This is a genomic window from Flavobacterium algoris, assembly GCF_048158525.1.
GTDB classification, from domain to species: domain Bacteria; phylum Bacteroidota; class Bacteroidia; order Flavobacteriales; family Flavobacteriaceae; genus Flavobacterium; species Flavobacterium algoris.
The window spans coordinates 73,588-95,643 of record NZ_JBLNKT010000001.1; the positions used below are offsets into that span (position 1 = coordinate 73,588).

Annotated in this window: 16 protein-coding genes; 7 read left to right on the forward strand and 9 right to left on the reverse strand. The window is 34.4% G+C overall.

Annotated features, from left to right (window positions below; genetic code table 11):
• Positions 1–32: 32 nt before the first annotated feature.
• On the reverse strand, positions 33–1,835 hold the full coding sequence (locus ACM55I_RS00305; protein ID WP_416844799.1) for a GNAT family N-acyltransferase: 1,803 nt from the start codon (positions 1,833–1,835) through the stop codon (positions 33–35).
• Between the two features lie 202 nt (positions 1,836–2,037).
• Here ACM55I_RS00305 and ACM55I_RS00310 point away from each other — a divergent pair, with 202 nt between their 5' ends.
• From ACM55I_RS00310 to ACM55I_RS00320, 3 genes are all read left to right on the forward strand, one after another.
• A complete protein-coding gene (locus tag ACM55I_RS00310) occupies positions 2,038–2,799 on the forward strand; it encodes an exodeoxyribonuclease III (RefSeq protein ID WP_416844800.1) in 762 nt (253 codons plus the stop codon).
• 171 nt (positions 2,800–2,970) lie between these two features.
• Positions 2,971–3,912, forward strand: a complete 942-nt coding sequence (locus ACM55I_RS00315; RefSeq protein WP_416844801.1) for an OmpA/MotB family protein — start codon at positions 2,971–2,973, stop codon at positions 3,910–3,912.
• A gap of 283 nt (positions 3,913–4,195) precedes the next feature.
• Positions 4,196–5,233, forward strand: a complete 1,038-nt coding sequence (locus ACM55I_RS00320; RefSeq protein WP_416844802.1) for an NADP(H)-dependent aldo-keto reductase — start codon at positions 4,196–4,198, stop codon at positions 5,231–5,233.
• Positions 5,234–5,324: 91 nt separating this feature from the next.
• Here the strand turns inward: ACM55I_RS00320 and ACM55I_RS00325 are convergent, their stop codons facing one another.
• The 8 genes from ACM55I_RS00325 to panC form a co-directional block, all read right to left on the reverse strand.
• Positions 5,325–7,292 carry a transglycosylase domain-containing protein gene (locus tag ACM55I_RS00325; RefSeq protein WP_416844803.1) on the reverse strand — a complete coding sequence of 656 codons (1,968 nt, stop codon included), beginning with the start codon at positions 7,290–7,292 and terminating at the stop codon, positions 5,325–5,327.
• A 208-nt stretch (positions 7,293–7,500) separates the two neighbouring features.
• A complete protein-coding gene (locus ACM55I_RS00330; RefSeq protein WP_416844804.1) occupies positions 7,501–7,941 on the reverse strand; it encodes a hypothetical protein in 441 nt (146 codons plus the stop codon).
• A 74-nt stretch (positions 7,942–8,015) separates the two neighbouring features.
• Positions 8,016–8,420 carry a hypothetical protein gene (locus tag ACM55I_RS00335; RefSeq protein ID WP_416844805.1) on the reverse strand — a complete coding sequence of 135 codons (405 nt, stop codon included), beginning with the start codon at positions 8,418–8,420 and terminating at the stop codon, positions 8,016–8,018.
• A gap of 267 nt (positions 8,421–8,687) precedes the next feature.
• Entirely contained in the window at positions 8,688–10,331 is a 1,644-nt protein-coding gene (locus ACM55I_RS00340; protein ID WP_416844806.1) for a carboxylesterase/lipase family protein, read from the reverse strand.
• A gap of 187 nt (positions 10,332–10,518) precedes the next feature.
• Positions 10,519–11,880 (reverse strand): DNA repair protein RadA, encoded by a 1,362-nt coding sequence (radA, locus tag ACM55I_RS00345; protein WP_416844807.1) that lies wholly within the window; start codon positions 11,878–11,880, stop codon positions 10,519–10,521.
• Positions 11,880–13,025 carry an alpha/beta hydrolase gene (locus ACM55I_RS00350; RefSeq protein WP_416844808.1) on the reverse strand — a complete coding sequence of 382 codons (1,146 nt, stop codon included), beginning with the start codon at positions 13,023–13,025 and terminating at the stop codon, positions 11,880–11,882. Before ACM55I_RS00350 ends, radA begins: the two co-directional genes overlap by 1 nt.
• 126 nt (positions 13,026–13,151) lie before the next feature.
• Positions 13,152–13,502, reverse strand: coding sequence for an aspartate 1-decarboxylase (panD, locus tag ACM55I_RS00355; protein WP_035668843.1), 351 nt, complete (start codon positions 13,500–13,502; stop codon positions 13,152–13,154).
• A 14-nt stretch (positions 13,503–13,516) separates the two neighbouring features.
• A complete protein-coding gene (gene panC / locus ACM55I_RS00360; protein WP_416844809.1) occupies positions 13,517–14,395 on the reverse strand; it encodes a pantoate--beta-alanine ligase in 879 nt (292 codons plus the stop codon).
• 78 nt (positions 14,396–14,473) lie between these two features.
• Here panC and ACM55I_RS00365 point away from each other — a divergent pair, with 78 nt between their 5' ends.
• The 4 genes from ACM55I_RS00365 to ACM55I_RS00380 all read left to right on the forward strand — a co-directional run bounded on the left by ACM55I_RS00365 (position 14,474) and on the right by ACM55I_RS00380 (position 22,033).
• A complete protein-coding gene (locus ACM55I_RS00365; RefSeq protein WP_416844810.1) occupies positions 14,474–15,280 on the forward strand; it encodes a glycogen/starch synthase in 807 nt (268 codons plus the stop codon).
• A gap of 21 nt (positions 15,281–15,301) precedes the next feature.
• Positions 15,302–16,981, forward strand: coding sequence for a DUF4270 domain-containing protein (locus tag ACM55I_RS00370; protein ID WP_416844811.1), 1,680 nt, complete (start codon positions 15,302–15,304; stop codon positions 16,979–16,981).
• An 8-nt stretch (positions 16,982–16,989) separates the two neighbouring features.
• Positions 16,990–18,837: a glutamine--fructose-6-phosphate transaminase (isomerizing) gene (glmS, locus tag ACM55I_RS00375; protein ID WP_416844812.1), complete on the forward strand. Its 1,848-nt coding sequence runs from the start codon at positions 16,990–16,992 to the stop codon at positions 18,835–18,837.
• A gap of 361 nt (positions 18,838–19,198) precedes the next feature.
• Positions 19,199–22,033 (forward strand): TonB-dependent receptor domain-containing protein, encoded by a 2,835-nt coding sequence (locus ACM55I_RS00380; protein ID WP_416844813.1) that lies wholly within the window; start codon positions 19,199–19,201, stop codon positions 22,031–22,033.
• The last annotated feature ends 23 nt before the right edge of the window (positions 22,034–22,056 follow it).

The window sequence follows — 22,056 nt, forward strand, 5'->3', positions numbered from 1 at the left end:
TTTAAAATCGGGATTTTTTATATAATCTCAAATCAATCTTCTTTATCGTTCAGTTTTCTTTCCAGTTCGGCTTGGTATTCTTCCATTACCGGTTTCATGGTGCTTTCCGGAATATCTGCTATCCTCAGGTAGATTAATCCATCAATAGCATTGTTGAATAACGGATCAACATTAAAAGCGACCAAACGGGCATTTTGCTTGATGTATTTTTTAATTAAAACAGGCAAACGAAGTACGCCAGGTTCTAATTCGTCAATGATTTTGTCAAATTTATTCAAATCGGCATCTGTTTCGTTGAATACAAAATCCTTATCGGCATCTTTTAGTTTTACTTTATATTCCTTTTTAGGGTGAATGTATTGCGCAATGTAAGGATCATAATAATGGGATTTCATAAACTCAATCATCAAGGATTTTGAAAAATCGGAGAATTGATTGCTGATACTTACTCCCCCCAATAAAAATTTATGTTCAGGATAATGCAAAGTGGTATGGATAATTCCGCGCCACAACAAGAATAATGGCATTGGTCTTTGTTGGTATTCTTTGATAATGAATGCTCTTCCCATTTCAATGGATTTGTGCATCATGTCGTGTAATTCAGGTTCAAAACGAAAAAGACTGTTTAAATAAAAGCCATCTATTCCATACTTAGGATATATTTCTGCCCCTAAGCCCATTCTATAAGCGCCTGCAATCTTTTTAGTATCATCGTCCCACAAAAAAAGATGGTGGTAATATTGATCGTATTTATCTAAGTCAATCGATTCGTTAGTTCCTTCACCTACTTCTCTAAAAGTGATTTCTCTCAATCGACCAATCTCATGAAGGATATTTGGAATCTTATTGGCTTCGGCAAAAAACACTTCATAGTTTTTACTTTGCAAAAGCCTGCAATCTGTACTTCTCAATGCATTTACTTCGGCAATCATTTTTTCTCCATTTGCAGGAGTAACGATTTGCTTTGGACTTTTTGGACTTTTTAAACTGGACGTATTTAAAAAATTATTTTCTTTTTCAAATGGATTGGCTAGCATATAGGTTTTCTTTCTCAAGAACTCCGTGTACTCTTCAATGGTTTTATGTTCGTTTTGTTCATTTACCGAAATAGGTTTTCCAATACGTACTTTTATCACACGATTCTTCTGGCTAAACACTTCTGATGGTAATTTAGCGGTACGTAATGTGCCACCAATTTTTGAAAGCATATAGAAAAATCGACTGTTTTTCGCATGAAAATAAATAGGAACAACTGGGACTTGGGCTTTTCTGATAACTTTTATGGCACCTTCTTCCCACGGTTTATCAACCATTAATTTTCCGTCTTTGTAGGTAGAAACTTCCCCTGCAGGAAACATTCCTAAAGGTTTTCCGTCGCTTAAATGGCGCAAGGTTTCTTTTATTCCTACAACACTAGACTTGGCATCTTTATGATTTTCAAAAGGATTTACCGGCATGATGTATTTCTTGAGCGGCTCAATTCGATGCAAAAGAAAATTAGCGATAATTTTGAAATTAGGTTCTTTGTCAAGCATTAATTTCAATAATAAAACACCGTCAATTCCTCCCAAAGGATGATTTGAAATCGTGATGTAAGCACCCTCTTTTGGCAAGCGTTTTAAGTCTTCTTGAGGAATTTCGAATTTTATTTGTAAATCATCTAATATTCCATTGAGGAAATCAACATCTTTCAAATGCTTGTTTCTGTCGTATACTTTGTTTAAGGTAGAAATTTTTAGCACCTTCATAAGCAACCATCCAGAAAAAGTACCCAGAACTCCATACTTATCAGCATTTATTGCTTTTGCAACTTCTTTGGCGGTAACTAAACCCATGTATTTTTTATTTTTAAGGCAAGAAACAAAGATAGCAAAAAACTCCATTTTCTCTCTTTTTCTGAACCAAACTTATACTTTTTTATTACATTTGAAACCCACAGAAAAAAATAATATGTTTCTTTCGATAAAATTAAAAAGTGGGTTCCTGAAAACTTTAGGCTAACAATAATTTATCGAATCAAACTCAAAAAATACTTTAATGAGAATTATTTCATACAACGTCAACGGAATAAGAGCTGCCATTTCAAAAGGATTTATAGACTGGTTGCAGCACGCAAACCCAGATATTATTTGTCTTCAGGAAATTAAAGCTACAGAAGACCAAATCCCGGTTGATGATATTACAAAGGCGGGTTATCCGTATCAATATTATTATTCAGCAACCAAAAAAGGGTATAGTGGTGTGGCCATTCTATCGAAAATAAAGCCTAACAATGTCGTTCATGGAACCGGAATTCACCACATGGATTTTGAAGGAAGAAACCTTCGGGCTGATTTCGATGACTTTTCTGTGATGAGTTTGTACTTGCCATCTGGGACAAATATTGAGCGATTAGACCATAAATTTATGTTCATGGATGATTTTCAGACTTACATTGACGAACTCAAAAAAGAAAGGCCAAACCTGATTATCTGCGGGGATTACAACATTTGTCACGAAGCAATCGACATTCATGACCCAATCAGAAACAAAACCGTTTCCGGGTTTTTACCGCAAGAAAGAGCTTGGCTCGACGGATTCATGAAGTCCGGATTTGTGGATAGTTTCCGCCATTTCAACAATGAGCCACACCAATATTCGTGGTGGAGTTACCGCGCCGGATCAAGAGGAAACAACAAGGGTTGGCGCATCGATTACAATTTAGTTAGCGACACCTTAAAACATAAATTAAAAAGAGCCGTTATTTTATCTGATGCAGTGCATTCAGACCATTGCCCTGTTTTGGTAGAAATTGAGTAATCATCCTGAGCGGAGTCGAAGGAGGAGCTATTTCCCGCTTTCCGTTGCAATCTTGTTGTTTTTAAAGAAAAAACAACAAGGATTTCCACTATAATCGGGGCTAGGGCATTTGGATATAATTTGATTTTTTGCTTTCAAAACAACTATAGAAACAACATAAATACTAATAAAATGATTAAAAGAGTTTCCATCGGATTACTAGTGCTTGCACTTTCAACTTCATGTGTGTCCAAGAAAATATACAATGATTTAGAAAGCAAGTACACCGATTCCAAAAAAGAAAATAGAAGATTAACAGATGAGAATGAAGATCTTTTAAAAGCTAAAAATCAATTAGAACTAGACCGAAGCGCTTTAACATCTGATTTGAGTAAATCAAAATCGGAACTGGAAAAATTGAAAGCCGATTATGCCGCGGCTCAAAATAAATTTAAAGTGTTGCAGGATTCCTATGCCGCTTTAGAAAAAAATAGCAGTGACGCTTTGCAAAACAACATGAAGAAAAATCGTGATTTGTTGGATCAATTAGATGAGAAAGGGAAAGCGTTAGCATTAGAACAAGAACGTTTAAACAAAAGCGCACAGCGTTTAGATGAGTTGGAATCTTTGATTGCTGCCAAAGAAGCAAGCATGAAAAAATTGAAAGAAACACTATCTAAAGCTTTGAATAGCTTTGAAGGAAAAGGTTTGACAGTTCAACAAAAAAATGGAAAAGTGTATGTTTCTATGGAAAACAAACTACTTTTTAATTCTGGAAGCTGGGCAGTAGGTTCCGAAGGTAAAAAGGCAGTTGTAGAGTTAGGAAAAGTTTTGGGTGATAACCCGGAGATTTCGGTTCTTATTGAAGGACATACGGATGACGATGCTTTTACAGCTTCAGGACCAATTGCAGACAACTGGGATTTATCAACTAAAAGAGCTACCGCAATTGTTGCTATTTTGAGTGAAAACAAGAAAATCAATAAGGAAAACCTAACCGCTGCAGGTAGAGGAGAATTTTCTCCTTTGGCAAGCAATTCAACCGCTGAAGGAAAAGCAAAAAATCGCAGAATCGAAATTATTTTGACACCAAGATTAGACGAGATTTCTAAAATGTTGAATGATATCAATTAAGGTTAAAACAATGTTATACGTTTTATCAGTAAGGAATTAAGAAAATTAAGTACTGATAAGCGTTGATTCTTAATCAAGCTTAATTTCTTAATGGTTTGAAAAAGAATCTTTTTTAACCGCTAATTCGCTAATTTTATCTTTCGATTGAAGGTTTTAATTTGCGAATTTGCGGTTATTTTTTTAATATCCTGTAAACGTTTCCAAAATTTCTGTTAACTGGAAACCAAAACAATAAACTAATTTTATCTTTGTTTTTGAAAAATTAAAATACAATTTTCTTAATATGAAATATACTACTTTACCGAATACCGATATAAAAGTCAGCAAAATTTGCCTTGGAACCATGACTTTTGGACAACAAAATACAGAAGCTGACGGTCATGCCCAAATGGATTATGCTCTTGAAAGAGGAGTCAATTTTTTTGATACCGCCGAGATGTATTCTGTTCCAGCACGTCAGGAAACCTACGGAAGTACAGAGAAAATTCTTGGAACCTGGTTCAAAAAATCAGGAAAAAGAGAAGGAGTAGTTTTGGCTTCAAAAATTGCGGGACCAAATCCTAATTTTACATACATGCGGGAGAAAAATGATTTTTCTCCTGCCAGTATCAAGTTTGCATTAGACCAAAGTTTGCAACGCTTACAAACTGATTATCTGGATGTGTATCAATTGCATTGGCCAGAACGCAAAACTAATTTTTTTGGACAACGCGGTTTCAAAGTGCAAGACGATGCTTGGGAAGATAATATTCAAAACGTTCTCGAAACCTTAGACGGTTTTGTCAAAGAAGGAAAAATCAAACACATTGGACTTTCTAATGAAACGCCTTGGGGAATTATGCGTTTTCTGGAAGAAAGCAAGTACCATAATTTGCCAAAAATAAAAACGATTCAAAATCCGTATTCGTTACTAAACAGACTTTTTGAGGCGGGTTCCGCTGAGATTTGTATGCGAGAAAATGTGGGGTTATTAGCGTATTCACCAATGGCTTTTGGCGTTTTGTCCGGTAAATTCCTAACAGGGGAGAGTCTTCCAAACGCGAGAATCAATTTATTTCCACAATTTTCAAGATACAACAGCGAACAATGTTATGAAGCTACTCGATTGTATCAAGAAATTGCTAAGAAAAATGGAATGACTTTGACGGAATTGTCTTTGGCATTCATAGAGCAGCAACCTTTTGTAACCAGCACTATTATTGGTGCCACCACAATGGAACAATTAAAAGAAAACATCGATACAATTCACATTTCACTTTCGGATGAAATCTTAAAAGCAATCGACGAGGTTCAAGCGGTAATTCCAGATCCGGCACCGTAAATAATAAACCGTTTTTGTGTCATTCCGACGAAGGAGGAATCCCATTACTTGAGATTCCTCCTTCGTCGGAATGACATTTTTTTTACAATTATTAAAGATCAAATTCTTCATCAACTGCCAAAGAATCGATTTTTATTTGTGTGGTATCTTGAGCTTTTATCCTTAGAAAAGATTTTGCAGGCCCTGAAATTAGGATAGGTTGTGTTTTATAAATAGTATCATCAGGACTCAAAAGTCCTCTCCTAAACATGATATTGGTTAAAAAAGATTCTTGTTTCATGGCGAAATCTTTCAGCATCCCTTGGTCATTAAACTGGTACATGAATTTCCTTGGGCTTGGAATAATTCGGGCAAGATAAAGGCATTCATTTAAGTTCAATTCTGATGGACTCTTCTGGAAATAAAACCGACTCGCTTCCCCTATTCCATATACGTTTGGTCCCCATTCGATAATATTAAAATATACTTCCAGCATGCGTTCCTTGCTTACGATTCTGTTATTTTCCAGAATGTAAACCAGTAAAATTTCTTCCAGTTTGCGCGAGACTGTTTTCTCTCGGGTAAGAAAAACATTCTTTATCAACTGCATGCTGATGGTACTGGCACCGCGGGAAAATTTTTTGGTTTTTATATTTTTTACGATAGATTGTTTAAACGCTTCGCTGATAAAACCGTGATGCGAAAAGAACGAAGGATCTTCGGTTGTTAAGACGCATTTTCTTAAATAAGGGGAAATTTGGTCTAAAGGTGTATAATTAGGATTTGCTGAACCAACTAAAACAGGACGTTGCAATACATTTTTTATAAGTGCCCGATAAATAAATTCTCCATTGAGTTTATTCAGATTGGCTTCGCCGTATTTTGTAATTTTTAGATTTTCTTTATTCAATTTACTGTCGAAAACCAGTTGATTGGGTTTGTTTTTATTGAACATGAAATTCAAGTTGTAGTCAAAATTGCCTTCGGCTTCCATTCCTTGAAAATGGGTGAATAAACCATCAGGAAGCGAAGAGATAAAGTCCTGCGCTTTCATTTTTGGGATGGCTACTTTGAGCTTGTAAATGGTGTCTTTCTCAGTTTCGTAAGCTACATAAGGATGGAATTTCACTTTGTTAAATTGGACCGTTGAAGTACTGTCTATTGAAATGAAATGAGAACCCAATAAGAATCGGTAAGCAAATTTAGCATTCTTGATTACTACATCTTTACTGGCAATTTTTGGATGATTTACTTTTAAATTGGCGATAGCCATAAAACCGTCAATATGAAGTTCGTCACCATCTTTATCAATGTTCTCAATATTTAACCGGATGGATTCAAAGCTCGATTTCAGGTTGAAACGTTCGTCAAAATAAGGAACTTTAATGGCGCCCGTGTCAATGTTTACGAACCGAATATCGGCTTTTTTATTTCTTGGATCGGCAAAACCTTTGATTTTCCAACGTTGTGTAAAGGTATTGGTTTGGACTTTTATCGAAGTTTCGAGTTGCTTGTTGACCAATCGCAATTTTTGCAAATTAATCATCGCTTTTTTTCCGTTGTCATCCAGTCGAAACGAAAGATTGTCCAAAACCATATCCGTTGGAACTAAATTCAGCGCTTTCGATATGATTCTGTAGGCAAATTGAGCGTAATTTCTTTTTTCATTGCTAATTTCTGTTTGCTTGTCTTTTTTTAGAAAAGCATCAAAATTTCTCACTTTTCCTTTCTTTACAAGCTGTACAAAACCATTCTTGATTTCTAAAGTTCCCAGTTGTAGATTGCCCGCTAATAATTGCCATATATTGACACTCGTTTTCAGTTTTTGTATTTTAAAAAGGGTGTCGGCATTTTTTGGTGCTAATACTACATTGGAAAGATTTACACCAGAGATTCCGTCAAAAGATGCTTTTTTTACTGAAAAAGTACAGTTGTAATCGACTTCCATTTCATTAGAAACCTTAGCAATGGTTTGCTGTAAAACCGTATCACGAAAGAGGTAAAAAGCAATAATTAGAGCTACAAATAATACACTAAGTATTTTTGTCGCTAGAATTATTTTTTGTTTTCCGGTTTTCATAAACAGTTTCATATTTGATAAAAATTCTAAAATAGATAATACTTAGAATCTCGCTTATAAAGAAAAGGAAAATAATACAAAAGGAAAATTTTTTATGGTTTTCTTTAGAATTTTGATGCGTAAAAACAATTTATTTTCTTTAAAAAGCATAAAAAAAACTACAACCTAAAAGTATTGTAGTTTCTAAATTTGTTTTATGGTATTTAAATTAGCTTTTCGGCTTTGGTTCTTTGTATTCAAATGGGTTATAGAATCGTCTCACTTTTTCCACAATTTCATTTAAGGTCATTTTATCGGCTGTTTCTACTGATTTTAGTTTTCCGGGTTCAATTAAATTTTCATCCATTAATTTTTGTTCCAGTTTTGTTTTGGTTTGTGCTGGACCAAAAACAATAAGTTCATCCGATTTTTTAACATAAGACAGCACTGATTTTATAAAATAATCCAGTTCTTGTTTTTTTCGGTTGTCAAATTTTTTGTCACTATTGCCATGATGAACTCCTGAGAAAGTTCCTTTATTGCCTTCTTTGTTGTGATATACACTGTTTTCGACATCAGAATCTATTTCGGTAATTTTTTCTGTATCACCATCAAGAGCAACAATTATTGCTTTTGAGGAGTCTATCCAAATGCCAGTTTGCTTTTTCATGTCTTTGATTTTTTATGTTAAAGTAGATTGTTTTAAAACAGCTTTATTTTGATTTAAAAAAGGGTTAATTGCAATTATTGTATCAGAATAGCGCTTAGCTGACTTATGAAAACATGTTCTGATTTGTTTTTTTCTAAAAAAGAATTTGCAATAGTATTTGCAGTTTTTAGAATCAAGGTGATAACCTCCGGGGTAAACAAATGGTCATGCTCTTTTCTGAAAATTTTAAAATCAGGAACCACTTGTTCAGTATCCCATTTATTGGCTATAAGCCAGTCAAAAACAATTTCAATTTCATAGGCTGTGTCGTCTCCAAATTCATTAAAAGTATTTTCAAGCGGAAGCCATTCTGTTTTTACAATTTCTTTGAGTTGTGCGATTTCCTCTTTACGAATCGTTTTATCTATGGCCGCAATGCAATAAAACACTTTTCCTAAGTGTTCATAGAGGCGAGTCATAGTTTGGTGTGATGGTTTCATTTTTCAATCTTTAGATAAAAAAACAACACATAAATTTACAACAAAATAATGAATCTCATTCTGGATTTTCATTTTTTATTAAGTAGTATTTTTATTTTATTGTATATAATCGTTTGACTTACAGATAAAATAAAAGTATTTATTTAAATTGATTCGGAGTAATTATGGCTTTTCTTACGAATAGGAATCGTACTAATTTTAATTATGTGGCATAAAAAAGAGGATGCCTTTTTTAATGACATCCTCTTTTTTGCGAAAGCAGGAAAATTATTTTTTCGAATATTCTTTTTCTAAAAATAAGTAACGCGCTTCATTTTCGGCTTTTTTCGATTTTGAATTTACATCAATAACCATAATCTCTGGATTTTGTTCGTTTTTTGCCATTGGCCAAACCGGAAGTTTATCACCGTTTGGATTTCCTGTTTTAATGAAGTTGGCAAAAAAGTTCATCATGGTATCCGAAACTTTGTAATCTTCGTCAGTCCAAGCATAGTTTTTATTAGAGGCTAAATTTCCCATTGCATATTCTATCTCTGCAGAGTGAACCGCCCCTTTTGGTATGGGTGCTTTTGGAGTGTTTTTGTCTTTTTTAATGACACCGCCAGCAAGAGCAGCTTCAAGTTCATTGTCGCGCATTTCGGGTCTTGGGTGTGCATAATAATAACGATATACAGGCTGTGTACTGTTTTTTCGATGCAAATCGAACCATTTCCAAGTGCTGTAGGCAATAAAACGGTCTCCTGCTAAATCAGTGGCAGATTGCTCCGTTACTTCAGGAGTTCCTATGGGATATAGTTTCAATACTTCATCTGCTTTGTTGCCATATAATTCCTTGATTTTTTGAATATAACTTTCATTATCTAAGTCTTTTCCCATTGTTAAAGCGCGGTAGGTCATTTCCTCCGAATTCCATCCTAATAGTAAAGGAACCATAGCTTGTTGTTTGGCTTCAAAAATTTCCGGTAACGATTTTGGTAAAAAATAACCGTCAATTGTTGTTTTGAAAACGCCTAAACTTGTTCCGACTGATTTTTGATACAGCTCAAAAGTAGACATAGCGCGAAGGTCTTTTAAGGATGAAGCTCCAATTTTTTTGGCAAATTCAAGACCTATTTTTTCACCTTCGGCCAAAGGAACTGGAGATAAAGTAGGAAAGATTGAACCGCCGCTTTCACCAATAGCTCCTGCAATAAGACCTTTTGATAATGGAGAAGCCATTTGAGCGCTTACGGCAATTGAACCAGCTGATTCTCCTGCGATAGTTACACGTTTTGGATCTCCTCCGAATTTTGAAATATTGGCCTGTACCCATTTTAAGGCAACATTTTGATCCAATAATCCATAATTCCCTGAAGCGTGATTAGGAGATTCTTTGGTCAGTTCCGGATGGGAGAAAAATCCCCAAATCCCTAATCTATAGTTTACGGTTAAGGTTACTATTCCTTTTTTGGCCATGTTTTCGCCATCATAACGATTTTCTGAACCATCGCCAGCAGCAAAACCACCACCGTAGAAATAAACTAAAACAGGAAGTTTTTCATTGGCAGATTTGGAAGGAGACCAAACATTAAGATATAGGCAATCTTCGCTCGTGCCGTCACTTCTAAAACCCATATCGCCAAATACATTGGACTGGATTGCTCTTGGCCCAAATTTTTTCGTTTGTTTTACGCCTGTCCAATTCGGCAAAGCTTGAGGCGCTTTCCATCGTAAATTACCTACTGGAGGTTGTGCGAAGGGAATTCCTTTGAAACTTTGAATGTTTGTTTTTACATCAAATTCGCCTTCTATAATTCCGTTTGCAGTGGTTATCTGAACAGGGAAAGCATTTTGGTTTTCGGCATGCTGCGCTTGTGAAAAGAAGGGAATTGCCAGTAGCATAAACCCGATGCATTTTATTTTTAGATTCATAATTTATGTGTTTTATCGTGTAATATTATTTGTTTTCATAAAGGATAAATAGTTACAAGTAAAAACTAAATAAGACACTCATTTTACTTATTTCCTGAATTTTGTTATAAATTTGAAACTAATTTGTGTTTACATAGCTGATTTTGAAATGCTTTGCTGAGTATTTTTTATGGAAGTAAATCGAGTCTTATCCAAACAATTCACTTGCGATGTCTTCAATCTTTGCGACCAATCGAATTTTAATTCCCGTGTTTTTCAAGGCAATTTTATTATATTTCGAAACGAAAATGGTCGAAAATCCTAATTTTTCGGCTTCCTGAATGCGTTGGTCCACGCGGTTTACAGGACGAATTTCCCCTGAAAGTCCCACTTCGCCAGCAAAACAAAAATTTTTATTTACAGGAATGTCTTCATTCGAGGATAAAATAGCAGCGACAACAGCTAAGTCTATCGCAGGATCATCTACCGAAATCCCTCCGGTTATGTTGAGGAAAACATCTTTGGCGCCAAGCCTAAAACCAGCTCTTTTCTCTAAAACGGCCAGAATCATATTCAGTCTTTTGGCATTATAACCTGTTGTGCTGCGTTGTGGCGTTCCGTAAACTGCGGTGCTTACCAAGGATTGAATCTCGATCATAAGTGGACGCATGCCTTCCAATGTCGAGGCAATTGCAGTCCCTGATAATTCCTCGTCTTTGTGTGAAATCAATATTTCCGAAGGATTCGAAACTTCTCGTAAACCATTGCCTAACATTTCATAAATACCAATTTCAGCAGTAGAACCAAAACGGTTTTTTAGCGAACGCAAAATACGATACACATGATTTCTGTCTCCTTCAAATTGTAAAACGGTGTCCACCATGTGCTCCAGGATTTTTGGTCCGGCAATGTTTCCGTCTTTGGTAATATGACCAATAAGAATCACGGGAATATTGGTTTCTTTGGCAAATTTTATCAGTTCGGCGGTTGTTTCCCGTATTTGTGAAATACTTCCCGGAGTAGATTCGATATAATCGGTATGAAGCGTCTGAATGGAATCGATAATCACGATTTCAGGCTGTATAGCTTCAATTTGCTTGAAGATGTTTTGGGTTTTGGTTTCGGTAAGAATATAGCAATTATCTCCACTTGGCGTGATTCTTTCGGCACGCATTTTTATTTGTTTCTGACTTTCTTCGCCCGAAACATATAAGGTTTTATAAGGTAATTTTAAGGATATTTGAAGTAAAAGTGTACTTTTTCCTATGCCGGGTTCACCGCCTAAAAGAATCAAAGAACCGGGAACTATTCCGCCACCAAGTACGCGGTTGAGTTCGCTGTCAGTAGTGTCCATTCGGATTTCCTGAGTGGAATCAATTTCGTTTATTTTTAATGGTCTTGGTGCTTTATTGCTGGAAGTGGATTCGCTTTTCCAAGCTGCTTTTTCTTGTTTTTGAATGATTTCTTCGGCTATAGTATTCCATTCTTTACAGGAATTGCATTGTCCTTGCCATTTGGCATATTGCGCTCCGCAGTTTTGACAAAAAAAAGTAGTTTTTACTTTTGACATTATTTTTTTGGTGTTAGACTTTTCATATCGTCATATTTTTGGTACATCATATCCTTGGTCAAAGATCCAATTTCTTCTAATTGTGAAGCGGACTGATATAATTTTGCTGCTTTTTTTGCATCACCCATTTTTTCATACATAAGCCCCAATTCATAATTGGCAAGCATGGATTTTGGATAATTTTTCTTGGCAATATCAGAGAGTTTTTCCAATTCTTGATAGGCTTTGTTTTTTAGAATTGCCGCTTCAATTGCTTTGAAATCATTGATTCGAATGGGAATTTTTAAGCCTAAATTTTTTGACATAATATCGTATTTATTCGTCAAATAATCTACATAACCAGCTTGAAGTATAGCAATTTTATCGGCGTATTCAGTTGATGAAATTGGTTTGTAGGAGTCGAAAAACTGATACAAAGCATTTGGTATCGAATAAAGTACGAGTGAATAATGTGAGGCTCCTTTGAAATTATCAAATTTGTAATTGACTAAAGGATTTGTAACTAGCTTCATATTTTGGTCGAGGCTTTTTATAGGCTCCAGAAGTTGTTTTACATCACCATCTCCTGTAGATTGGTAATAGAATATAGCTTGTTTTGTATTCGAAAGTCTTTCTGGGATACGGTTTTCCATTTCAGGAGCCAGTTCTGGACTTAAAGAAATATAGGCGTTAAATAATGGCGCGTCTTTGTATAGAAAAAAGTTTAAAAACCCTGCTGTGGTATCATGTCCCGCAATAATTCGGAAGGGTGCGGTGCGGTATTTTTTTTCGAGATACGGGAGTAATTCCCCACCGATAAATTCAAAAAATTCAGCTCCTTTTCCTGTAGGAACACCATTTGCAGCATCATAATTACTGTCGTCTACTCGTTCGTCTTTTTTGTTTTGGTTAATGCCAACAACTATTGTTTCTGGCAAATCATCCCAATAGGCACCATAGTTCAAAGCCCCATAAAAGGGGTCAAATAAGTAGTCACCATCAAGTAAAATGAGTATTGGATATCTTTTGTTTGGATTTTTCTCATAGGATGGCGGTAATCCAATAGTGATTTCCCGGCTTCCTAATTTGTTTGAATTGAAAGGGAGTGTTGTTTTTTGAGAAAATGCTGAAATAGAAAAGAGTAAAAAGAGTACTACTTGTTTCATGATTTGGGTGTTTTAGAAATTAAATTTATTCTAAATGGAGTAGCAATATACTACTTTTATTAAAATAGAAATAGCAAAAAACACTACAGTTCAAAAAAGCAAACAATTTGTTTTTATTCTAAAAATCTACGTCAATGAATTATCATTTTCATTTGGAAAAATAATCCACGGCTTGAAGGTTTTAGCCTCTTCGAATTCTAAAGTTGCGTAGGATATAATGATGATAATATCATCTTTCTGTACTTTTCTAGCTGCTGGACCATTTAATGTAATGATACCTGAATTTTTCTCGCCTTTGATAGCATACGTATCAAAGCGCTCTCCATTGTTGATGTTTACAATGGAAACTTTTTCACCTTCAATGATGTTAGAAGCATCTAGTAATGCTTCGTCAATAGTAATACTTCCGATATAATTTAAATCGGCTCCAGTTACTTTTACTCGGTGTATTTTTGATTTTACGACTTGAATTTGCATGTTACAAAAGTAAATTAATTTAATGAAATGGTGTCAATCAAACGAATATTGTTGACAAAAACGGCTATAAAAGCACGGTATTTCTTATTTGGTTCTTTTATTACGCTGGGCAATAGTGTTTCCTCATCAGCAATTACAAAATATTCTAATGTGAAAAGAGTGTTGTTTTCGAAAGCTTTTTTAACCCATTCCGTTACTGATTCGGGACTTTCTGTTTGAAACTTTTCTTTGGTAATAGTTAGTGTTTTGTAGATTATTGCGGCTTCTTCTCTTTCATGTGGGGATAAACGTTCGTTTCGGGAGCTCATGGCAAGATGGTTGGATTCCCTGTAAATTGGACAACCAATTACATTTACTTCCAAGTTGGCTTTAGCAACCATTTTTTTGACGATTTGCAATTGTTGAAAATCTTTCTCGCCAAAATAGGCGTTTGTAGGTGCTACAATTTCAAAAAGACGTTTTACAATAGTGCCAACACCATTAAAATGTCCGGGTCTGAATTCTCCTTCCATTTGGTTTTCTAATCCGTCAAAATCAAAAGATTGAGATAGTGGCTGCCCATCATAAATATCTTCAACAGTTGGAGCATATAAGATAATTTTTGGACTCAAAGCAGTAAGTTTTTTTACATCTTCTTCTAATGTCCGTGGGTATTTTGCTAAATCTTCCGGATTGTTAAATTGGGTAGGGTTTACAAAAATACTCACTACGGTATTTTTATTTTCCAGTAACGATTTTTGCATTAAAGCCAAATGACCTTGATGTAAAGCGCCCATAGTAGGAACGAATCCAATGGTGGAATTTGAAGTTTTGATAGATTTCAAATAGTCTCTCAAAGCTGCTTTTCCATAGAAAATATGCATGGTGGTATTATTAAAATTAAATGCAAACATAATATTTTAGTTAATAACTGCATAAAATTTTGTAATTTTGCGTGGTTTTTATTACCAATAAACTAAGTAAATTACAATATGAAAGATAAGAGGATATTATATGTATCATCTGAAGTGGTGCCTTATCTCGCTGAAAATGAGGTTTCTTTAATGTCTTATGACGTGCCGAAAATGATTAATGATCAGGGAGGCCAAATAAGAATTTTCATGCCTAGATATGGAAATATAAATGAGAGAAGACACCAATTACACGAAGTAATTAGACTTTCGGGGATGAATTTGGTAGTAAATGATTTAGATATGCCATTGATTATAAAAGTAGCTTCAATTCCTAAAGAGAGGATTCAAGTTTACTTTATTGATAATGATGAATATTTCAAAAGGAAAGCCACATTTGCTGATGAAGAAGGGGTTATGTACCCAGATAATGATGAGCGCGCTATTTTCTTTGCAAAGGGAGTGGTAGAAACCGTGAAAAAATTAAATTGGGTTCCTGATATTATTCATGTTCATGGATGGATGGCGGCAATGTTGCCTATTTACATGAAACATTTTTATAAAAATGAAGCTTTATTTTCAGAAACAAAGATTGTAACCTCAGTTTACAGTCAGTCTTTTGAAGGGACTTTAGATGTAGAGATGATAAATAAGGTGAAATTTGACGGTATTCCTGATGAGGCAATAGCTGATTTAGTAGTTCCGGATTATGAAAATATTATAAAAGCAACTGTAATGCATTCTGATGCTGTAATTATTGCTTCAGAAAACCTGTCTTCAAGTTTAACAAAATTTATAGAATCTTCGGGTAAACCTTTTTTACCTTTCGTCCCGAAAGATAAATTCGCGGAAGCGTATACTAATTTCTATAAAAACGAGGTTCTTTAAATTAAACTTTTATTATTTAATATGTACAATATTTCTTTTTTCAAGAAAATACTGGTTTTATCAAGTATCATTCTTTTGTATTCCTGTGATAAAGATTATAATGCGATTGGTGGAGATTTAATTGGGGATAACCATTTTGATCTTAGCACATATACATCAAATGTGTTGGCTTATAACCAAAAAATTGGACCTATTCAATCTGATAATCTTGCTATTAATTCATTAGGAATATATAAAAACCCTAACTTTGGAGAAACGACTGCAAATTTTAACACACAATTGACTTTGGCATCCGTTATAAGTGCTACAACTGTAAGTACAAGACCTTTTGTTACAAGTGTAGTTTTGACGATTCCTTATTATTACAATGCTTCGAAAACAGTTACAAATACTGATGGTAGTCATGTTTATACATTAGACTCAATTTATGGTGCGGATAAGGCACCAATGAAATTAAGTATTCACGAATCTGGATATTACATGAGAGATACTGATCCTACAGGTGGATTTCAACTAGCTCAAAAATATTATACCAATCAAAATACTGATTTCGAGAATGCTAAAGCTTCCAGTCGTTTGAATGATAACGCTGATTTAGCTCAGAACGATAATTTTTTCTTTGATCCAGCGGAACATGTTGTTAAAATAACGGATTCTATTACTAAAGTAGAGACTGTAACAAGAACTCCTCCGGGAATGCAGTTGAATTTGAATAAAGGCTATTTTAAAACAAAGATTATTGACGGTGCAATTGCTGGTAAGTTGGCCTCAAATGATGTTTTCAAAGAGTATTTTAGAGGGCTTTATTTTAAAATGGAAAAATCCGGAAGCAGTGAAGGAAATTTAGCGATGTTGAATTTCAAAGCTGGAAAAATTACCATTAATTATAATGAAGATTTATCTACTACAGCGAGTGGAGTAACCACTATAACGCGGGTTAAAAAAAGTATCGTTCTTAACATGACCGGAAATTCTGTAAGTTTATTGAATAATAGCTTTGGAGCTGCGGGTGTTGCCTACAATGCGTTGCCAAATACTGGAAATACAACTGCTGGAGATGGGAAATTATATTTGAAAGGTGGTGAAGGTTCTTTGGCTATCATTGATCTATTTGATAAAAAAGATTTGAAAGGATATGATGTTGACGGAAAGCTAACTGGCCCTAATGGGGTTTCAGATGAATTAGATGATTTGAGATATCCGGCTGATGGTAAAAAGTGGCTGGTCAATGAAGCGAATCTCGTTTTCCATATTGATGCAAGTACAATGGCTAATAACTATGAGCCAAGAAGGATTTATTTGTACGATTTTACAAATCATAGGCCTGTTGTTGATTATTACAATGACGCTTCAACAAGTATTGATGTTAAAAAATCAAAAACGGTTTTTGATGGTAATATAAATACAGATGCAACTTCTAAAAGAGGATTGACTTATAAAATCAGGATTACAAATCAGATTCGTAATCTTATTAAAAATGTCGATTCAACTAATGTTAAATTAGGATTAGTGGTTACTGAAGATATAAGCACCGTTGCTTCATATAAATTGAGGACGCCAAATGGATTTATTACTCAAGCTCCAAAAGCCAGTGTAATGAATCCATTAGGGACCATTTTATTTGGGAATAACATTCCTTTCGGAGATCCTAATTATGACAAAAGATTAAAACTTGAAATTTTTTATACAAAACCTAATTAAGTAAAGCTATGTGTGGAATTGTTGGATATATCGGTTATAGAGAAGCTTACCCTATTGTTATAAAAGGGTTGAAACGATTAGAATATAGAGGGTATGATAGTGCCGGTGTCATGTTATATGATGGCGAGAACTTAAAAATTTCTAAAACTAAAGGTAAAGTTGTAGATTTAGAAGAAAGAGCTGTAAAAGAAATTTCTATTAATGGAACTATAGGAATGGGACATACACGTTGGGCTACACATGGTGTTCCAAACGATGTGAATTCGCATCCGCATCTTTCTAATTCAGGTGATTTGGCTATAATTCACAATGGAATTATTGAAAATTATGCTCCATTGAAAAAGGAGTTAATAAAAAGAGGATACGTTTTTCATTCTGATACAGATACTGAAGTTCTTGTAAATCTTATAGAAGAAGTTCAGAAAAAAGAAAAATTAAAAATTGGTAAGGCTGTTCAGGTTGCTTTAAACCAAGTGGTTGGTGCTTATGCAATTGCCGTTTTTGATAAAAAAAATCCAAATGAAATTGTTGCGGCACGTTTAGGAAGTCCGTTAGCAATTGGTGTAGGTGAAGGGGAATATTTTATCGCTTCTGATGCTTCTCCATTTATTGAATATACGTCAAATGCCATTTATTTAGAGGATGGTGAAATGGCCAATATAAGGTTGCATAAACCAATGAAAGTAAGAAAAATTAAAGATGATTCTTTAGTTGATCCTTATATTCAAGAACTTCAAATGAATTTGGAGCAAATAGAAAAAGGAGGTTACGATCACTTTATGTTGAAAGAGATTTACGAACAACCAAGTGTAATTAAAGATACGTATCGTGGTAGGCTTCATGCAAATGAAGGAATTATTCAAATGTCTGGTGTTGAGGATAATTTAGAAAAATTCCTAAATGCTGACCGAATAATAATTGTGGCTTGTGGTACTTCTTGGCATGCTGGTTTAGTGGCGGAATATATATTTGAAGAGTTTGCCAGAATTCCGGTTGAAGTTGAATATGCTTCTGAATTTAGATATAGAAATCCGATAATAAGCAGTAAAGATGTTGTGATTGCAATTTCTCAATCAGGAGAAACTGCTGATACTATGGCAGCGATAAAATTGGCTAAAGAAAATGGAGCTTTTGTATTTGGAGTTTGTAATGTCGTAGGTTCTTCTATTTCAAGAGAAACTCATGCAGGAGCCTATACTCATGCAGGACCAGAAATAGGTGTAGCGTCCACAAAAGCATTTACTACTCAAATTACAGTATTGACAATGATGGCGTTGCGTTTGGCTAAAGCCAAAGGAACAATGTCTAATACAGATTTCCATAGGTATTTGCAGGAATTAGAAATCATACCTGAAAAAGTAAAAGAGGCTTTAGAGACAAATGAAAGAGCAAAAGAAATTGCTGCTACATTTAAAGATGCTCCTAACTGTTTGTATTTAGGAAGAGGATATAATTTCCCGGTAGCTCTTGAAGGTGCATTGAAACTTAAGGAGATATCATACATTCATGCAGAAGGGTATCCGGCTGCTGAAATGAAACATGGTCCAATAGCACTTATTGATGAGCATATGCCTGTAGTGGTTATTGCACCAAAGCAAGGTCATTACGATAAGATTGTCAGTAATATCCAGGAAATTAAATCTAGAAGCGGAAGAATTATTGCAGTAGTTACCAAGGGTGATACTCAAGTTCGTGAATTGGCAGATTATGTAATCGAAATTCCTGAAACTTCAGATGCATTGTCACCGTTAATAACAACAATTCCTTTACAGCTTTTGTCATATCATATTGCTGTTATGAGAGATTGTAATGTTGATCAGCCCCGTAATTTAGCAAAATCAGTTACTGTAGAATAATAAGATATTATTTGCTTTAAGATATAACCTCGAAAGATTTTTCTTTCGAGGTTTTTTTATGCTTGTTTTTTTTGCCAAGAAGAAAAAATATCTTGAAAAATGATTTTTTTTCTTCTTGAAATCATTTTTATTAAATAGCTAAAAATTAATAAAATTATTAAGATTAATGCATTTATTATATGCATGCATAGTGTTGTTTTGATGTTTTTACTTAATTTTTAACAAAAAATAAAAAACAAAAAATAAAGAATAAGTATAAATGGGTTAAAATCACTGATAATTATGAAATTTTAAAGGCTCTTTTTTATTAATATCAAAAATATTTGTATTTTGGCTTCATAAACCAACAAATTATAACCCAATGAGAGTGTATTTACTTTTTTTGTCATTGTTTTTTTGTAGCCTAACTTTTGCTCAAAACACAATTTCAGGTATTGTTACAGGCAGTAACAATCAACCTATTCCTGGAGCCAACATCAAAATTGTTGGAGAAACCGCTGGTAGCATTACTGACATCGATGGAAAATTTACTTTAAATTCATCAAAAAAGCCTCCTTATGTGCTTACTATTACAAGCGTAGGTTATGGTTCTCAAAGAGTTAATGTTTCTTCAAATAATCAAAAAGTGACGGTTAAACTTGCTGATGAAGAAACAAAATTGAATGAGATTGTTGTTTCTGCTTCAAGAACTCCAGAAAGAGTATTAGAATCTCCGGTTACGATTGAAAGAATGAGTATTGCTGATATTAAAAAAACAGCATCTCCAACCTTTTATGATGGTTTAGAGAATTTGAAAGAAGTTCAGATGAATACCAGTAGTTTGTCTTTTAAGTCAATAAACACTCGTGGTTTTGCCACTGTGGCGAATACCCGTTTTATGCAATTGGTTGACGGAATGGACAATTCTTCGCCGTTGTTGAATTTTGTATTAGGGAATTTGATTGGTGTTTCAGAAATAGACGTTCAAAGTGTTGAGTTATTGCCGGGTGCATCTTCTGCTTTATATGGGGCAAATGCTTTTAATGGTATTTTGTTTATGAATAGTAAAAGTCCATTTACAAGTCAGGGAATTACAGCTTACGCAAAATATGGACAAACCAGTCAAGAGGCTGCGGGGTCAAACGACTTTATTGATTATGGAGTGAGAATGGCGCATGCGTTTAGTTCAAAATTAGCAGGTAAAGTAAACTTTACTTATATGAGAGGTACAGATTGGCATGCAACAAATTATGATGACAAGACTCATCCGGGTATTGACAGAAGTAATGTGAATTATGACGGGATAAATGTATATGGGGATGAAGTTACCACAAATTTAAAAGGAGTTGGACAATCATTAGCTACTTTAGGATTAATACCTCAAGGAGCTGTAAACTTACTTCCTAACTATAATGTAAGTAGAACTGGGTATAACGAGGTTAATTTAACAGATAACAAAGCAAGTAATACTAAAATTGATTTCTCTCTTCATTACAGACCCTTTGGAAATGAAAATTTAGAAATCATTTGGCAAAGTAAATTTGGTTTTGGAAATGCAGTATATCAAGGGGCTAATAGATATTATTTAAATAACTTTTTTATGCAACAACATAAATTAGAATTTAAAGGGAAAAACTTTTTTGTAAGAGGGTATACTACAACTGAAGATGGTGGAGATTCTTATGATATGCTTTTTACTGGTATTAACATAAATAGAAAATGGAAAGATGATAAAACATGGTTTGGACAGTATGCAGGTGCTTACATTCAGTCTACATTAGCAGGTATGACTCCTGAAAATGCGCATATAGCGGCTAGAGCTACTGCTGATACAGGTAGATTTTTGCCAGGTTCGCCAGAGTTTAAAAATGCTTTCAATCAAGTAATTGCTGATCCAAGTGTACTTTCAGGTTCAAAATTGGTTGATAATTCTAAAATATACCATTCGGATGCAAATTATAATTTTAAGGATGTTATAAAATTTGCCGAAATTCAAGTTGGGGGGTCTTTTAGATTATATGAATTAAATTCTCATGGTAGAATTTATACCGATGCAAACGGACCTATTAATTATAATGAATATGGTGCTTATACGCAGTTAACAAAAAGATTTGTAGAGGACAGATTGAAATTTACAGGATCTCTTCGTTATGATAAATCAAAAAATTTCGATGGTAGTTTTTCACCTAGAGTATCTCTAGTATATTCTGCAGGAGAAAGTAAGAAACACAACTTTAGAGCTTCTTTTCAAACCGGTTTTAGAAATCCATCAACTCAAGATCAATACATTGGTTTCAATGTGGGAAGTGCTATATTGCTTGGTTCAGCTCCTGATAACTTAACAAGATATAGTGAAACTTTACCGGTTTCGACTGCAGTAGGTCAAGCTTTTGCTGGTGGATCAACTGTTGTTATGACGGGATTGAATGCTTACAATAACTCCTACACAGCATCTTCGGTAGGCGCGTTCAGTGCCTTGGCAGCGAGTAATCCTGTAGCTGGGTCAGCTTTGTTGAGAAAAACAAATGTAAATTATGTAAAACCAGAGCAGGTTAAAGCATTTGAGTTAGGATATCGTTCATTCATAAAAGACGTGTCAATTGATATCAATGGGTATTATAATATTTACAATGACTTTATTGGAAATTTAAATGTTGTAGCTCCTTTTTATGGTACAGCTCAAGACTCTCCAAATCCTTTAGGAGGACCAACAGATTCTGGAGCACAGTCATTACATGCGCTTCAAAATGGTAATTACAGAGCGTATCAATTGTATACGAATACTAATATAGAAATCAAATCCCTTGGTTTTGGTATTGGGCTTTCTAAAAAAGTATATAGAAATTTTGAAGTTGGTGTGAACTATAATTATGCTGAATTTAATTTTGATCAAGAGAAAGATCCAAGTTTTGAAGCTGGTTTTAATACACCAAAACATAGAGTAAAAGCATCATTTGGAAACGAAAAGTTATTTGATAATTTCGGATTTAACGTTAGCGGAAGATGGAATAGCGAGTATTTGTGGCAATCTACAATGGTGGATGGTATGATTGCTTCAGCAACAGTAATCGATGCTCAAGTAAATTATAATATGCCAAAACTAAAATCAACTCTTAAGTTAGGAGCTTCAAACATTGGTGGAAAAGAATATACTCAAGTGTTAGGTGCGGGATTAATTGGACAGCAGTTTTTTGCCTCTTGGACAATCAACCCATAATTAAGGCTTTAATTTAAAAAAAA

What these genes read in the sequence shown, in the direction of transcription:
- ACM55I_RS00305 (WP_416844799.1), bottom strand. Translation starts at nt 1,835, where the DNA reads ATGGGTTTAGTTACCGCCAAAGAAGTTGCAAAAGCAATAAATGCTGAT.
- ACM55I_RS00310 (WP_416844800.1), top strand. Translation starts at nt 2,038, where the DNA reads ATGAGAATTATTTCATACAACGTCAACGGAATAAGAGCTGCCATTTCA.
- ACM55I_RS00315 (WP_416844801.1), top strand. Translation starts at nt 2,971, where the DNA reads ATGATTAAAAGAGTTTCCATCGGATTACTAGTGCTTGCACTTTCAACT.
- ACM55I_RS00320 (WP_416844802.1), top strand. Translation starts at nt 4,196, where the DNA reads ATGAAATATACTACTTTACCGAATACCGATATAAAAGTCAGCAAAATT.
- ACM55I_RS00325 (WP_416844803.1), bottom strand. Translation starts at nt 7,292, where the DNA reads ATGAAAACCGGAAAACAAAAAATAATTCTAGCGACAAAAATACTTAGT.
- ACM55I_RS00330 (WP_416844804.1), bottom strand. Translation starts at nt 7,941, where the DNA reads ATGAAAAAGCAAACTGGCATTTGGATAGACTCCTCAAAAGCAATAATT.
- ACM55I_RS00335 (WP_416844805.1), bottom strand. Translation starts at nt 8,420, where the DNA reads ATGAAACCATCACACCAAACTATGACTCGCCTCTATGAACACTTAGGA.
- ACM55I_RS00340 (WP_416844806.1), bottom strand. Translation starts at nt 10,331, where the DNA reads ATGAATCTAAAAATAAAATGCATCGGGTTTATGCTACTGGCAATTCCC.
- radA (WP_416844807.1), bottom strand. Translation starts at nt 11,880, where the DNA reads ATGTCAAAAGTAAAAACTACTTTTTTTTGTCAAAACTGCGGAGCGCAA.
- ACM55I_RS00350 (WP_416844808.1), bottom strand. Translation starts at nt 13,025, where the DNA reads ATGAAACAAGTAGTACTCTTTTTACTCTTTTCTATTTCAGCATTTTCT.
- panD (WP_035668843.1), bottom strand. Translation starts at nt 13,502, where the DNA reads ATGCAAATTCAAGTCGTAAAATCAAAAATACACCGAGTAAAAGTAACT.
- panC (WP_416844809.1), bottom strand. Translation starts at nt 14,395, where the DNA reads ATGTTTGCATTTAATTTTAATAATACCACCATGCATATTTTCTATGGA.
- ACM55I_RS00365 (WP_416844810.1), top strand. Translation starts at nt 14,474, where the DNA reads ATGAAAGATAAGAGGATATTATATGTATCATCTGAAGTGGTGCCTTAT.
- ACM55I_RS00370 (WP_416844811.1), top strand. Translation starts at nt 15,302, where the DNA reads ATGTACAATATTTCTTTTTTCAAGAAAATACTGGTTTTATCAAGTATC.
- glmS (WP_416844812.1), top strand. Translation starts at nt 16,990, where the DNA reads ATGTGTGGAATTGTTGGATATATCGGTTATAGAGAAGCTTACCCTATT.
- ACM55I_RS00380 (WP_416844813.1), top strand. Translation starts at nt 19,199, where the DNA reads ATGAGAGTGTATTTACTTTTTTTGTCATTGTTTTTTTGTAGCCTAACT.